The 14,741-nt window shown below is 42.9% G+C and carries 9 protein-coding genes and 5 tRNA genes; 1 reads left to right on the top strand and 13 read right to left on the bottom strand.

All coding sequences use genetic code 11. From position 1 onward, the window contains the following. Nucleotides 1-63 precede the first annotated feature (63 nt). Nucleotides 64-1,416, top strand: a complete 1,353-nt coding sequence (gene gorA / locus LRQ06_RS07255; RefSeq protein ID WP_232765726.1) for a glutathione-disulfide reductase — start codon at nt 64-66, stop codon at nt 1,414-1,416. A gap of 113 nt (nt 1,417-1,529) precedes the next feature. Here the strand turns inward: gorA and LRQ06_RS07250 are convergent, their stop codons facing one another. From LRQ06_RS07250 to rep, 13 genes are all read right to left on the bottom strand, one after another. Further along, nucleotides 1,530-3,515, bottom strand: coding sequence for a methyl-accepting chemotaxis protein (locus tag LRQ06_RS07250; RefSeq protein WP_232765725.1), 1,986 nt, complete (start codon nt 3,513-3,515; stop codon nt 1,530-1,532). A 47-nt stretch (nt 3,516-3,562) separates the two neighbouring features. Beyond that, entirely contained in the window at nt 3,563-4,465 is a 903-nt protein-coding gene (locus LRQ06_RS07245; RefSeq protein ID WP_232765724.1) for a substrate-binding domain-containing protein, read from the bottom strand. A 247-nt stretch (nt 4,466-4,712) separates the two neighbouring features. Further along, nucleotides 4,713-5,588, bottom strand: coding sequence for an SPOR domain-containing protein (locus tag LRQ06_RS07240; protein ID WP_232765723.1), 876 nt, complete (start codon nt 5,586-5,588; stop codon nt 4,713-4,715). Nucleotides 5,589-5,722: 134 nt separating this feature from the next. After that, nucleotides 5,723-6,661 carry an ABC transporter permease gene (locus tag LRQ06_RS07235; RefSeq protein ID WP_232765722.1) on the bottom strand — a complete coding sequence of 313 codons (939 nt, stop codon included), beginning with the start codon at nt 6,659-6,661 and terminating at the stop codon, nt 5,723-5,725. Between the two features lie 2 nt (nt 6,662-6,663). Further along, nucleotides 6,664-7,641 carry an ABC transporter permease gene (locus tag LRQ06_RS07230; RefSeq protein WP_232765721.1) on the bottom strand — a complete coding sequence of 326 codons (978 nt, stop codon included), beginning with the start codon at nt 7,639-7,641 and terminating at the stop codon, nt 6,664-6,666. Between the two features lie 118 nt (nt 7,642-7,759). Then, nucleotides 7,760-9,316 carry an ABC transporter substrate-binding protein gene (locus LRQ06_RS07225; protein WP_232765720.1) on the bottom strand — a complete coding sequence of 519 codons (1,557 nt, stop codon included), beginning with the start codon at nt 9,314-9,316 and terminating at the stop codon, nt 7,760-7,762. Nucleotides 9,317-9,386: 70 nt separating this feature from the next. Beyond that, the gene (locus tag LRQ06_RS07220) at nt 9,387-11,099 is read right to left on the bottom strand and encodes a dipeptide ABC transporter ATP-binding protein (protein ID WP_232765719.1); all 1,713 of its coding nucleotides are present in this window, start codon (nt 11,097-11,099) and stop codon (nt 9,387-9,389) included. Nucleotides 11,100-11,807: 708 nt separating this feature from the next. Beyond that, a tRNA-Pro gene (locus tag LRQ06_RS07215) sits at nt 11,808-11,884 on the bottom strand. Nucleotides 11,885-11,890: 6 nt separating this feature from the next. Further along, nucleotides 11,891-11,966: transfer RNA gene (locus tag LRQ06_RS07210), tRNA-His, on the bottom strand. A 47-nt stretch (nt 11,967-12,013) separates the two neighbouring features. After that, a tRNA-Pro gene (locus LRQ06_RS07205) sits at nt 12,014-12,090 on the bottom strand. 6 nt (nt 12,091-12,096) lie between these two features. Beyond that, nucleotides 12,097-12,172, bottom strand: a tRNA-His gene (locus LRQ06_RS07200). Between the two features lie 33 nt (nt 12,173-12,205). After that, nucleotides 12,206-12,282: transfer RNA gene (locus LRQ06_RS07195), tRNA-Arg, on the bottom strand. A 265-nt stretch (nt 12,283-12,547) separates the two neighbouring features. Further along, complete coding sequence (rep, locus tag LRQ06_RS07190) at nt 12,548-14,560, bottom strand: DNA helicase Rep (protein ID WP_232765718.1); 2,013 nt, start codon at nt 14,558-14,560, stop codon at nt 12,548-12,550. Between the last annotated feature and the right edge of the window lie 181 nt (nt 14,561-14,741).

The following is a 14,741-nucleotide window of genomic DNA, read 5'->3' as shown; positions in this document are numbered from 1 at the left end:
TATATACAGGTACGTGTTCCAGAATAAGTAATAAAAATATCACAGAACAAATTGGAGAAAGTAATGACAAAACATTTTGATTATCTCTGCATAGGTGGTGGTAGCGGAGGTATCGCATCTGCTAACCGCGCAGCCATGCATGGTGCAAAAGTCGGTCTGATTGAAGCAAAAGCACTCGGAGGTACCTGCGTAAACGTGGGCTGTGTACCGAAGAAAGTGATGTGGCATGGTGCTCAGATTGCCGAAGCCGTCCATCTTTACGCAAAAGACTATGGTTTCGATATTGATGTCAAAAACTTTGACTGGGCTAAACTGGTCGAAAGCCGCCAGGCATATATCGGCCGTATTCATGAATCTTACAACCGGGTACTTGGCAACAACAAAATTGAAGTCATCGAAGGATTTGCCAAATTTGTCGATGCCAAAACCGTTGAAGTCAATGGTGAACATTACACTGCTGATCACATTCTGATTGCCGTCGGTGGCCGGGCAAGTATTCCAAATGTCCCTGGCTCTGAATATGGCATTGACTCCAATGGATTCTTTGAACTTAACGACCTGCCTAAGCGGGTGGCAGTTGTCGGTGCCGGTTATATTGCTGTAGAAATTGCCGGCGTTCTGAACGCGCTGGGATCCGAAACACACCTTTTTGTCCGCAAAGAGTCTCCGCTTCGAAGCTTTGATCCCATGATCATTGAAACGCTCACTGAAGTCATGGAAGCTGAAGGACCGTCTCTGCACACGAACTCCATCCCCAAAGAAGTCGTCAAAGAGGCCGATGGCAGTCTGACCCTTCATCTGGAAAATGGTCAAAGTCAAAATGTTGACACGCTAATCTGGGCCATTGGCCGTCATCCTGCAACCGATGCGATTAACCTTCAGGCTACAGGTGTTGAAACCAATGACCGCGGCTACATCAAAGTCAATGAGTATCAGGAAACTAATGTCAAAGGTATTTACTGCGTTGGCGATATTATGGAAGGTGGTATTGAATTAACACCCGTTGCCGTTAAAGCCGGTCGCCAGTTATCTGAACGCCTGTTTAATAACAAAACTGACGCAAAAATGGATTACCAGCTGGTACCCACTGTTGTGTTCAGCCATCCTCCGATTGGTACTATTGGCCTTACAGAACCGGAAGCCATTAAGCAATACGGTGAAGAGAATGTTAAAGTGTACAAATCCGGTTTTACCGCAATGTATACCGCCGTCACATCACACCGCCAGCCATGTCGTATGAAACTGGTCTGTGCAGGCCCGGATGAAAAAGTCGTAGGTTTACACGGAATTGGTTTCACCGTCGATGAAATGATTCAGGGCTTTGGTGTTGCCATAAAAATGGGAGCAACAAAAGCAGACTTTGATTCTGTGGTTGCCATTCACCCTACCGGTTCGGAAGAGTGGGTTACCATGTAATTGGAGTATTATTTTAGGTAGACATATCACAAGCGTCTTGTTTACCTGTAGTCCAATAAAAAGGCCGGATAGTTATCCCGGCCTTTTTTCGTCGTAGTAAAGCTTTTCAGCCGTCAGACATTAAATTTCGCAATCAGCTTACGCTGTTGCAAAGCCTGACTCTGCAGACTTTGACTGGACTCAGCATTTTCTTCTGCCCCTCTGGCAGTCTCATCAGCCGAATCGCTGATATGAACCACACTGGCACTAATATCTTTAGCGGTCGTGCTTTGTTCTTCCGTTGCTGTTGCTATCTGCATGTTCATCTCAACGATTTGTCCGATCACGTCACGCATTTGAGTCAGACCCACATCCGCCTGTTCGGCAACTTCAATATTCGTTTCGTTTTTACTTACGTTAATACTGATAGTTTCCACTACGGCCTGAATCAATTTCTGCATGATTTCAATCATGTTCTGAATTTCTTCCGTTGAATTCTTCGTTCTGCTTGCCAGATTGCGAACTTCATCTGCGACCACCGCAAAACCACGACCCTGTTCACCGGCCCGGGCCGCTTCAATTGCCGCGTTCAGAGCCAGCAGGTTTGTCTGCTCCGCAATATCCTGAATGGTTTCGATAATACTATCAATCTTGCGTCCATACTCATCCAGTTCAAGTGCCGTTTTAGAGGTTTCTTCAATCTGAACAGCCTGCTCGCGAATATTGTCGATCGCCTGCTTAATACTAACGCCAACATCATTCACGCTTTCATTCGCCTGCTCAGCCGCCATCATCGTATCATGGGCACGTTGAGCCACTTCAGCCACCGAACTTTCCATCTCAGTCATCGCAGAGGCAGTAGATTCAAGCAGACGCCGCTGCTGGGTTACGGCCTGAGTGGTAGTATCGCTGATTTGCGCATTCCGGTCCGCAACATTCGTCAGCTCGTCGGCGGAAATATTCAGCGATTTAAAGACTTCCCTCAAGTTTTCAACCAATCCGTTCAGATAACCGCCCAGTTCACCGAATTCATCTTTCGTTGATTGCTCAAATTTTACACCCAGATCGCCCTGAGTCATTTTTAACAGAACATCACGGAAATTCTTCAGTGTCTTACGAATCCATGACGCCATCCATAATGGCAGAATAATAGCTATCGCCAATGCAACCGCACTCACCATAAACATGGTATTTTTTATCAGTCCAAACGTGTCATTGGTGTGATTCTGCGCATCCGTTACAATCGCACGGGACTGATCAACAAACAGATTAACCGATTTTAACAAACCTGTAATACTGGCTTCGGTCTTTTTCAGAATGGAGTCAGTTTTAACCTGATTATCATACTGGCTAAGGTATAAGGCATAGAGACCATCCTTATCTTTCAACTCTTTTAATAAAGGCACCAGCATCAGACTAAATAACTTTCCTTTATCAACATCAATCGCTTTAATTTCATCGTAACGACGAGCGACTACTGTATCCATGCCTTCCAAACCCGTTTTTAATTTCTTGATATCACCATCAACCATATAATTATTAAATGCTGTTAAAATCTGTTTCACTTCACGATCCAAACCTTCCATCGTCAGTGAAAAATCTTTACCAAGATATTTACGGGTAGAATAACGTCTCAGGTAATAAGTCAGCCTTCTTTCTACGTTACTCAATACGCGAATTTCACGACTTATCTTTTCTGTCATCAGAATATTTTCTCTACGGAGTTTGAAAAGATCTTGCGATTGTTTAATGTATCCCGAACGCGCTGCCTTGATAGTCTTAAACTCCTGAGATAACACCGAATTGCTACTTACCGCCTCCATAGAAAGAATGGAAGCCAAAGACTCGTTAACCTGCCGATCAAACTTTTCAAACTCAGCCTTATGCTGATCAACCCCTTTGACGTGAGAGGAGCTAAAAATAGCAGTAACATTTTGGTTTTGTTGGAGTATATCTATTTTTATATCATTTGCTATTTTCGATACGGGTAAAATCTCGTTATTTACTGCATTTAGATCACCCTGCACCCTGGAAATGGAAACATAACTTACAATTACCAGCGTTAACAATGCCAGCAACAGAATCGTAAAGCCTCCGATAATTCTTTGGACTAAAGACATAGTTCTATCCTCAAACTTAGCTAAAAAGCCAGCTATTTTTTGTATTATTATTCCATAGTGTACTGATCAAGATTTGTTGGCGTCACTAACTTAAACGGTACCCATACAACAGAATCCACAGGCGTATTGTTCATTAACTTATAAGCCACATTTACAGCTGTAATGCCCTGAGCAGAAGCATCCTGAAAAACGGTCACATCCAGATTCCCTTTTTGCATTTCACTTAACGCATCCGGCGTTGCATCAATACCACCTATCAGGTAGCTTTTTACGTCCTTCCCGGCATCACGTAATGCCATAATTCCACCGACCGCCATTTCGTCGTTATTAGCAACTAAGACCTTAAAATCAATATCACTCTTTATCCATTTATCCACAATTTTATAGGCCTGGTTACGAGCCCAGTTCGCAGACTCACTTTTCAGTAACTTCAGTTTCGGATATTTTTCCATGACATGTTGAACATCCAGTGTTCTAATCTTTGCCGCATGGGCATTATCAGGCCCCCTCAGAATAGCGACATTTCCTTCGTAACCAGCTAACTTAGCCAGCTCTTCCATTTGCATGGTCCCGGATTCCAGCTCATTTGACCCAACATACACGGTTCGGGGGGGAAGTTTGGACAAATCTTTAATAGGTTCAACATTTACGAACACAAGAGGAACCTTCGACGACAAAGCAATCAACTTTTCGTTCTGTTTATAGTCCCCTGCACTCAAAATAATGATGGCATCTGCGCCAGCTGCAATGTATTTTTTTACCTGCTCATACTGATAATTAAAATCACCATGGGCCGTATCGATATAGACATCGTCCCCCTTAAGATCAACGGTCTTTTCAATTTTTTTAGCGATCAGATTTTTAAAGTTATCTTCACTACTAACTGATACGGCAATAAACTTAGCACTGACCTGAAATGACAAAACGCTAAAAACAAGCGCAACAAACATTGAGCTCACCAAGCGTCTAAAAAGGAAGTTATTTGGCATAGTTTCTGCTCCGATATTGGATTAACTACTTAATATGTTATTTATTATTATGTAAATATACTATAGACGTCCTGACTAATTTTTGTTGTGCATATCAACCTTTTCTGTGAAAACACATATGAATGTAATATCATTATTCTCAATAAGGAAATCACAATGCAAAATATTGGTTATACATCAAAAAAATAATGGTCAATTTCACTTCCGTTCAGATACGAACGCACAGAACATTCAGTAATGAGGTTCCTTTGAGCTGACTCGTTTTACCACTGGTAAAAAGTCCGGTGCTTTGTTTTCCCCAATATGGTAAATACATCGGCCATTTTTCTTTTTTCATTAACCCCGCATTCAGCAATTTTTTCCATTGTGGCACTGTTGCCAGTTTCATATTAAGAGACGCACAGGTTTTGGTCGCGTCTGCAAAACTCATCCGGTTCCACGGCTTATCATATTCCATGTAAAACTGAACGGATTCTCCATCAATAAAAGGAATCATAAATTCGATGCCATCCAAGACTGCTTTTCTACGAATAACCATATTATTCTTTAATGTCTGAATGGGTGCTGCTTTCTCAGACGGCTTTTTCACGTCTTTTTGTAGCTTTGGAGATACTGCCTTAGCTTTTTGGACAGAAGAAACCGGCTGTTGAGAAACTTTCTGAGCAAAAGCGCGGATAAATGATTTTTTATAACTGGGGACAGACTGTACCCGTTTCAGTTCAGACTGTGCCTGTTTATAGTTATCGTAAGGACCTACAAGACAGCGGTAAGCATTATTTTCCGGCTTCATCCAGACATCTGTTGAGATAACATCGTAAATCGCTTTTGCTTTCATCAGAGAAAGCGGCTGTTTGAATACACCACACTGAATCCAGAACGAAGAAGTGCCTTTTGGTGGCAATTGCTTTCCCCACAGTCCTTTACCAATAGGGCAGTTTTCCGATAAAACGGGTAATGAACTCGATGATGACTGTGTCGCATCGCAAATAAAAGGGGTGGCATTGACCGATGATGCCATCAAAAGAACTATAAAAGATGCAATGATGCCCCACGTTCTGACCGTGATTTGAAGAATTGAAGTCACTACAAATATCCTTAAATATGCAATCACAAAACAACAATTTTTTGACTGTGCAACACTCTTTGATGCAAAAAAAGAGCCGTAATTTTTTACGGCTCTTTTAAAATATCAAATATAGATAAAAAACAAAAAGTTAATTATCCCTTATAGATTTTAGGGTTGAAAACATCCCGTAACCAGTCACCCAACAAATTGATAACCAGAACCAGAGTCACCAACACAACTCCGGGGAACGCCGTTATCCACCAGGAGCCGGAAAAGATATAATTAAACCCGATACTAATTAATGAGCCAAGCGATGGCTGATCCACCGGTAACCCTAGCCCAAGAAATGAAAGGGCGGCTTCAGACATGATGGCATTCGCTACCTGAACCGTCGAAATAACCAATATTGGCGATAAACAGTTCGGCAGTATATGACGAAACATGATTTTGGGCGCCTTAAATCCCATCACTTTCGCAGCTTCTACATACTCTTTCTTTTTCTCGGCTAATACCGATGCGCGGATAGTCCGGGCATACTGAGGCCATTCTGCAACACCAATAATCACAATTAGCATGACAACGGCATATTCGCTGTAAAAAGCATCGCCAAAACTCGCTTTAAATATAGCAGAAACAATGATAGCAACCATCATTGTCGAGAATGACAACTGAACATCTGCAAAGCGCATCAAAAAGCTGTCTACTTTGCCACCAAAATACCCAGCAGATAAACCGATAATAATACCGAGGAAAAGCTGCAGACCAACCGCCAGAAAACCTATCGTTAATGATAAACGGGAACCATACAAAATGGTCGATAAAATATCACGCCCCTGGTCATCCGTCCCCAAAAGAAATTGGCTATCGCCATCCGGTAGCCACGATGGAGGAAGCTCGGAATTCATAATATCGATACTGGTCAGATCATACGGATTGGTCGGTGATAGCACCGGAGCCAGTATGGCCGCCAGAAAGAAAACGATAAAAACAGCAAAACTAAACATCGCCACTTTATCGTGAAGAAAATAATACAAAAAATCGGACTGTCTGAAACGCTGCCAACGGGTCGGCGCTGAAACTGAATTTGCCATGATTATGATCCTTTGCCGGTCAGGTTTACAGTTGGGTTAATCAAACCATATAAGAGATCGACAATGGTATTGGTCACCACAAAAATCAATCCAACAAAAATAACGTACGCCGTGATTAAAGGAGTATCGACCCGGTTAATGGCCTCAAGAAATAAAAAGCCGGTTCCCGGCCACTGGAATACCGTCTCCGTCAGGATGGTATAAGCCACCATGGTTCCGATTTGTACCCCACCAACCGTTAAAACCGGCAACATGGTATTTTTCAGTGCGTGCTGATAATACACTTTTTTCATTGCCAGCCCTTTCGCTTTTGCAAATTTAATGTATTCCGAACTCAGTACTTCAAGCATTTCGGAACGGACTAAGCGAATGAAAAGCGGCAACATAATGGAAGCCAGAGAGACGCAGGGAAGAATTAAATGTTTTAAACCATCGAGGGTAAAGTAGCCGGATTCCCATCCCAACAGATCCACCGTCTGGCCCCGGCCATAAGACGGCAACCAGCCCAGCTCAATTGAAAAAAGATACATCAGTAAGATCGCGGTCAGGAAAACCGGGACAGAAATCCCGACGCTACTCACCGCCATAACAAATTTGGTGAACCAGCTTTTCGGCCTAATCGCAGAATAAACTCCTAACGGAATCGAAATGAACACAATTAAGACCGACGCACCAAAGACCAGCTCCAGTGTGGCGACTAATTTTTCCAGAATCACGTCTAATGCCGGGCGTTTGAAAAAGTATGACGTCCCTAAATCACCATGCAGGGCATTTGTGACAAACCGCGTATATTTAGTTAAAAACGGATCATTAAGGCCCAATTCATCACGCAACGCCTGACGCTCTGCATCAGAGACGGATTGCCCGACCAATTCCCGAAGCGGGTCACCCAAATTATCCTGAATTGAAAATGCCACAATACTAATGACAAACATAACGACTAATGCCTGCATCAATCGCTTGACCAGAAACGTAAACATTTCTTGCCCCTTTCTTCTACCACATAACTTCTGTGTTATCAGTCTGAAAAGAGACGTCTATCCGACTGATAGAATAGACGTCAATACAAAGATAAAGGTTAAGTTAACCGATATTCATTTACTCTTTTACAACAAGATCACCCATATAAGGGAAGTTCATCACGTTGATAATTGGTTTAACCTGAAGCGTTGATTTCGCACCCCAGGCCAGGTTTTGCCAGTGAAGCGGCACAAAGGCAGCATCGTCATACAGAGTTGCTTCCACTTTTTGCAGCATTTTAGAACGTTTCGCCGGATCGGTTTCCACGTTCGCCTCTTCAACCAGTTTATCCACCACCGGGTTAGAGTAATGACCACAGTTGTACTGACCACGACCGGTATCTTCATTTCTGGTCATGGTTAAAAATTCAGAGAAGTTAGCAGAGTCTTCCGTATCGGCATGCCAGCCAATCATCAGCATGTCCGCAGCACACTTATCGAATTCCGGCCAGTACTGAGCTTTCGGCATGGTTTTCAGATCCACTTTAATGCCGATTTTGGACAGCATGGCAGCCACAGCCTGAGCCACTTTCGCATCGTTTACATAACGGTTATTCGGCGCAATCATGGTCAGATTCAGGCCTTTTTCATAACCCGCTTCTTTCATTAACGCTTTCGCTTTTTTCAGGTCATAACGAGGTACTAATTTCGGATTGTAACCGGCGTAACCTTGAGGGCTCTGCTGACCGGCAGCCGTGGCAAAGCCTTTCATGATTTTCTTAACAATGCCTTTATTGTTAATCGCATACACGATGGCCTGTCTTACCCGGACATCTTTCAGGGCAGGATTACTGTCCTGGTTCAACTGGAACGTAATGACCCGGGTACCCGGAAGCGTAATCAAATCGACGTTTGGCGCGTTTTTCACACGTTTCAGATCATTAGGAGCAACCGGCGCAATCATATCCACATCACCGGATAGCAAAGCAGCAACACGGGTGGCATCTTCTTTGATAGGAACCAGCGTCAGATTATCGACATTGCCCTTAGAGTCTTTATCCCAGTAATCGGCAAAGCGCTTAAACTCGACTTTTACACCTTGTTCACGGTATTGCACAATAAACGGACCGGTACCGGACTCATGAGTTGACGCGAAAGAATTCCCGTGTTTGATGATTTCGTCTTTTTCTTTACCTTCTTTGGTTTTACCGGAATAGAACTTACTGTCCATTGGGAAAATGTAGGTGGCAGTCTGAAGCACCAATGGGTAAGGACCTTTGGAGACGAGGTCAACCGTATAATCGTCGACTTTGACCATTTTTTCATAAGGTTCGAAAATGGCTTTAAAGTCCGGAGAGTCTTTCAAACGCTTAAACGTCCATACGACGTCATCGGCTGTCATAGGGTTGCCAGAATGGAATTTAACCCCTTTACGCAGTTCAAAGCGAACCGTACGGTCGTCAATACGCTCCCATTTTTTGGCCAGACGAGGCTGGAATTTCAGGTCCTGTGTATAACGGACTAAGGGATCAAAAACCATGTGGGAAAGTTGCAGAGTCGCGCCGGACAACTGTTCCTGAGGATCCAGAGAGACCGGATCCGCATCATACGCGACTGTAATATCGGCGGCATTCACGGCAAAACTTAAACCGGCAGCCATCAGTGCCACGGCGATTTTACTTTTCATTATTTTCATTTGCATAACTCCTTTGCGGGACAAAATTTCATCCCCTGTGTGTGCTTGCTTTCATTGTTATCTATATTTATTAAACAGCGACAGACTCTCTCAATCCGGTGAATTCCGGCATAAGAGAAATCAGTTGCTTGCTGTATTCATGCTGTGGGGTGTTAAACAGTTTTTCTGTTTCGGCGACTTCAAGTAACGTCCCCATTTTCATCACGCCAACACGATCACACATCTGACGAATAACCGGTAAATCGTGGCTGATAAAGAGCATCGTCAGATTCAGTTCATCCTGAAGGTCTTTCAAAAGATTCAAAATTTGGGCCTGAACGGAAACATCCAGAGCCGAGGTAGGTTCATCACAAATCAGTAACCGGGGTCTTGTTGCCAACGCTCTGGCAATCGAGATACGCTGGCGCTGACCACCGGAAAATTCATGTGGGTATTTGATTCCGGCCATTCTGCCGAGACCAACATAATCAAGCAGATCATAAACGACCTGGCGTGTTTCAGCTTCACCGGACGTCAGTTTATGAAAACGAATGGGTTCGGCAATGATATCGAAAATTTTCATTCTCGGGTTCATTGACGTATAAGGGTTCTGGAATACCATCTGCATCTGACGACGCATAGGACGACGTTCTTTCTCGGAACGTAACGCGGTTAAATCGACGCCTTCAAAGGTGACTTTTCCTGAATTCGGCATGTATAAACCGGCAATTACACGGGCAATGGTTGACTTACCGGAGCCGGATTCGCCCACCAGCCCAAAAGTTTCCCCTTCCTGCACATCAAAGCTGACATTATTGGAGGCCTGAACATACTCACGGCGGCTTTCAAAAAAAGAATCCTTGGTGGTAAAACGCAGATTGACGTTTTCAACAGAAAGCAGCGAACCGCTGTAGGTGCGTTGATCCTGACTCTGCCCCAGCCAGTGCGTTTTTATATCGATAGGCTCAATGTCACCGGCTTCTTCAATGTAACTCACCAGAGGAAAGCGATCTAATTTCACATCCGAGCGTGGCACAGCAGAAATCAGACTGCGGGTATACGGGTGATCCGGTTCACCAAGTACTTTTTTAGTCGGACCAAATTCAACCAAATCCCCCCGGTACATAACCGCAACCCTATCGGTCACATTCGATACTACGCCCATATCATGGGTCACCAGCATACAACCCACGTTATTCTGAATGCATAAATCCCGAATAAGATTCAGAATCTGATCCTGAATGGAAACGTCCAGAGCTGTCGTTGGCTCATCGGCAATAATCAGATCGGGCTCACCGGCCAGAGCAATAGCAATCACAACCCGCTGTCTCATGCCCCCGGAAAACTGATGAGGATATTGTTTAAGCCGGTTTTCCGGTTGTGGAATACCGACCTGCTTCATAAGTGCGAGAGAACGCTGATAGGCCTCACGATCCGATACCTTCATATTGGCATGTATCGTTTCTTTTAGCTGCTGTTCAACGGTAAATAACGGATTCAGTGATGTCATCGGGTCCTGAAAAATAAATCCTATCTTAGAACCTCTGACTTTACGCATGGCTTCCGATTTCAGACCGGAAATTTTTTCACCATCAAGAAATACTTCACCACCAGCTACGGTTCCGGGAGGACTTAACAAATCAATGACAGCATTACCAACCGTTGATTTACCCGCTCCGGATTCACCGACCACACCAACAATTTCACCTCTTTCAATCTGAAAAGAAAGATTGTTAACGGCAGCAAAAACCCCATGACGAGAAGGGTATTCTATGCGTAAATTTTTTACTTCTAATAATGACATTTTTTACACCTCAGCTAACGACGCTTACTGAACATTAGCCCGCATCCTTGCAAATCAGCATAAAAAACCAACTTACAAACAAAGAATTTAAATCACAAAACCCAATAAAAATACATCAAAAGCATATAAAAAAGCAATTATTGATAATAATGTGTGGTTTTGTGAATAATTATTCTATTTTATGATCTATCTATGGATAAAGATAAACATTAACAACTCTTTAACAATGAAATCGATAACATTATCTTGCCCTAATAAAAATCTATTTATTAGGGTAAAATAAAAAAAATCAACGAAATTCAGATAGCATCTAATTAAAAAACAACAGTCAACAATTTTTAGTTAAGTGGTAAATGACAGACAAAAAGACCAGGTAATAAATATAAAAAAAATTTAAACACCAAAAAATAAGCAACAATCGACATAAAAAACAAAAAATAAGAGACTCCATAAAAAGCATAAAATGCTGACCACTTGGTTTGTTTTTATGACTCTGCTTCAAAAAAAAGACAATTTATATTCAGTATGAAAATCCTATTTACAACGATATTCACCCAAATAAAAGTGACCTTAATCACTAAAAAGTCTTTTTTTTGACATGAAAGATTAATAGAAATGAAAAATGTTGGTGAAACCGTAAAAATTACAGTCAGAGAATGACGTCAGAACAATAAAAAAGCCCTGATCGAATGATCAGGGCTAAAAATATGGTCGGTGAAGAGGGATTCGAACCCCCGACCCTCTGGTCCCAAACCAGATGCGCTACCAAACTGCGCTATTCACCGGAAAAATGGGGTGACTAACGAGGCTCGAACTCGCGACAACTGGAATCACAATCCAGGGCTCTACCAACTGAGCTATAGTCACCACTATATATACTAATTGTATTATCCGACGCATCGAATAAATAAAAATGGTCGGTGAAGAGGGATTCGAACCCCCGACCCTCTGGTCCCAAACCAGATGCGCTACCAAACTGCGCTATTCACCGAGAAAATGGGGTGACTAACGAGGCTCGAACTCGCGACAACTGGAATCACAATCCAGGGCTCTACCAACTGAGCTATAGTCACCACTAAATATTTTTGCCGATATCTCCGGTATGATGGCGCGCCCGAAAGGATTCGAACCTTCGACCTTTGGCTCCGGAGGCCAACGCTCTATCCAGCTGAGCTACGGGCGCATCATGCCCAATCGGCGGAGAGGAATAATACGTATATCCCCCAATGCCGTCTAGTACTTTTTACACTTTTTTTATCGTTTGGTGCGTTTTTCATCAGTTACACACTGAAAAAGTGCTTAATAAGTCAACCGCAAAAAACGAAGAATAACACTGTCTCAAACCGACTTATCAATAAAGTAGAAAATCACACCTGATTTTTCAAGCGCAAATAATAACTTATCTTATCGGTATTACCAATAAAAACTGATAACTGGTTAAATTCCATCTATTTATTAAACATGGCCCGGATATTAGCAATATGAGCCTGCCCTTTTGCCATCCGCTCTTCCTGTGACACCTCTTTTTTCGTCTGTTCCCATTCCACATCATCAAATGGGAGTTCATCAAGAAACCGGCTCTGTATCGGTTTTATCAATTCACCGTACTGGCGTCGTTCTTTACACATAGTGAATGTTAGCTCCCGCTGAGCCCGTGTAATACCAACGTACATCAAACGACGTTCTTCTTCGACATTATCCTCATCAACGCTCGTTTGGTGAGGAAGAATACCTTCCTCTGTTCCGACCAGGTACACATAAGGAAACTCCAGTCCCTTTGCTGCATGAAGCGTCATCAGTTGAACGGCATCCGTATCTTCATCTTCACCACGTTCCATCATGTCACGTAATGTTAAACGCTGAACGACTTCTTTTAGGGTCTTTTCTTCCTGATCAACATTTTCCCCCTCCAAATCAGCGACTATCCACGAGTAAAGATCAGACACATTCTTCATCCGCATCTCGGCGGCTTTCGGACTGGACGAGGTTTCATATAACCAGTCTTCATAATGAATATCCCTGACAAGAGAGCGGACAGCATCGACGGTATCCCCTCTTTCGGAATTATCTGCAATCTTGACAATCCACTGAGTAAACCGGCGTAAATTGTCCAGACCCCGCCCACCTAAATGCTGTTCCAGCCCCATTTCAAAGCTGGCTTCGAAAAGACTCTTTCCCCGCATATTGGCATAGTTACCAAGCTTCTCTAATGTTGCCGGCCCGATTTCCCGACGCGGCGTATTTACTATTCGTAAGAAAGCATTGTCATCATCAGGATTCACCAAAACTCTCAGGTAAGCCATGATATCTTTAATTTCAGCCCGGGAGAAAAAAGAAGTTCCCCCGGTCAGCTTATAGGGAATACGGTTTTGCATAAGCAACTTTTCAATCAGTCTGGACTGATGATTTCCCCGGTACAACACCGCATAATCTTTGTAATCGGTTCGGTTTAAAAATTTATGAGCGATAATTTCTCCCGCCACCCGTTCCGCTTCATGATCCTCATTTTTCGCCAGGATAACTTTCAGCTTTTCGCCTTCCGGCAATTCAGAATGCAACGATTTCTCATAAATATGCGGGTTATTGGCAATAAGAATATTAGCAGCCCGAAGAATCCGGCTGGTCGAACGATAATTCTGCTCCAGTTTGATGACTTTCAGATTAGGAAAATCCTGACCAAGCAATACCAGATTCTGCGGATTGGCCCCCCGCCAGGAATAAATAGACTGATCGTCATCTCCCACAACCGTAAATCGGGCTCTTTCACCAACCAGCAATTTAACCAGTTCATATTGACTGGTGTTGGTATCCTGATATTCATCTACAAGTAAATAGAGAATTTTATTTTGCCAGTAGCTAAGAATCTCCGGATACTGCCTGAATAAAAAGACAGGCATGAGGATTAAATCATCAAAATCAAGCGCGTTATAAGCCCGCATCTGCTTTTGATACAAACTATAACAATATGCAAAAAGCTGTTGTTGCTCACCTTTAACTATCGTCAGAACCTGCTCTGGGGACAATAAATCATTCTTCCAGTTCGAAATAGTATGTAAAAGCTGACTCAGCAGTTCTTTATCACCATCCAGTTGCTTCTCTGTTAACTCTTTCAACAACGCCATCTGATCCTGATCGTCAAACAGGGAAAAGCCGGCTTTTAAACTCAGCGATTTATACTCCCGGCGGATAATATTCAACCCCAAAGTATGAAAGGTTGAAACAGTCAATCCTCTGGATTCATGTTTTCCCAATGTCTGAGCAACCCGCTCTTTCATTTCTCTGGCCGCTTTATTGGTAAAGGTAACCGCAGCAATATTTCTCGCTTTATAACCACATACCCGGACCAGGTATTCAATTTTATTAGTAATAACACGAGTTTTACCCGAGCCGGCGCCTGCCAGAACAAGGCAGGGACCGGACACATATTTTACGGCGTCATCTTGTCTTTGATTTAACTTCACCTGATTGTCACTTAATACCACTTACCAGAAAGGAATCCATAATAATGCGCTCTGCCGGCAATTGCCATTTTCTTAAGGAGCGGAAGATGGTGAAATATTACGAAACTGTATTGTAAATAACCAGTTTATATGAGATATAATAATTTAATTTCATATTCATATAACTATAAATATCTTAGCA

It is taken from the genome of Vibrio salinus (assembly GCF_021272385.1).
Taxonomy (GTDB): domain Bacteria; phylum Pseudomonadota; class Gammaproteobacteria; order Enterobacterales; family Vibrionaceae; genus Vibrio; species Vibrio salinus.
This window is presented reverse-complemented; position numbering and strand designations above follow the sequence as displayed.

Coding starts and splice junctions, on each gene's coding strand:
- gorA (WP_232765726.1), top strand. CDS start 64: ATGACAAAACATTTTGATTATCTCTGCATAGGTGGTGGTAGCGGAGGT.
- LRQ06_RS07250 (WP_232765725.1), bottom strand. CDS start 3,515: ATGTCTTTAGTCCAAAGAATTATCGGAGGCTTTACGATTCTGTTGCTG.
- LRQ06_RS07245 (WP_232765724.1), bottom strand. CDS start 4,465: ATGTTTGTTGCGCTTGTTTTTAGCGTTTTGTCATTTCAGGTCAGTGCT.
- LRQ06_RS07235 (WP_232765722.1), bottom strand. CDS start 6,661: ATGGCAAATTCAGTTTCAGCGCCGACCCGTTGGCAGCGTTTCAGACAG.
- LRQ06_RS07230 (WP_232765721.1), bottom strand. CDS start 7,641: ATGTTTACGTTTCTGGTCAAGCGATTGATGCAGGCATTAGTCGTTATG.
- LRQ06_RS07225 (WP_232765720.1), bottom strand. CDS start 9,316: ATGAAAATAATGAAAAGTAAAATCGCCGTGGCACTGATGGCTGCCGGT.
- LRQ06_RS07220 (WP_232765719.1), bottom strand. CDS start 11,099: ATGTCATTATTAGAAGTAAAAAATTTACGCATAGAATACCCTTCTCGT.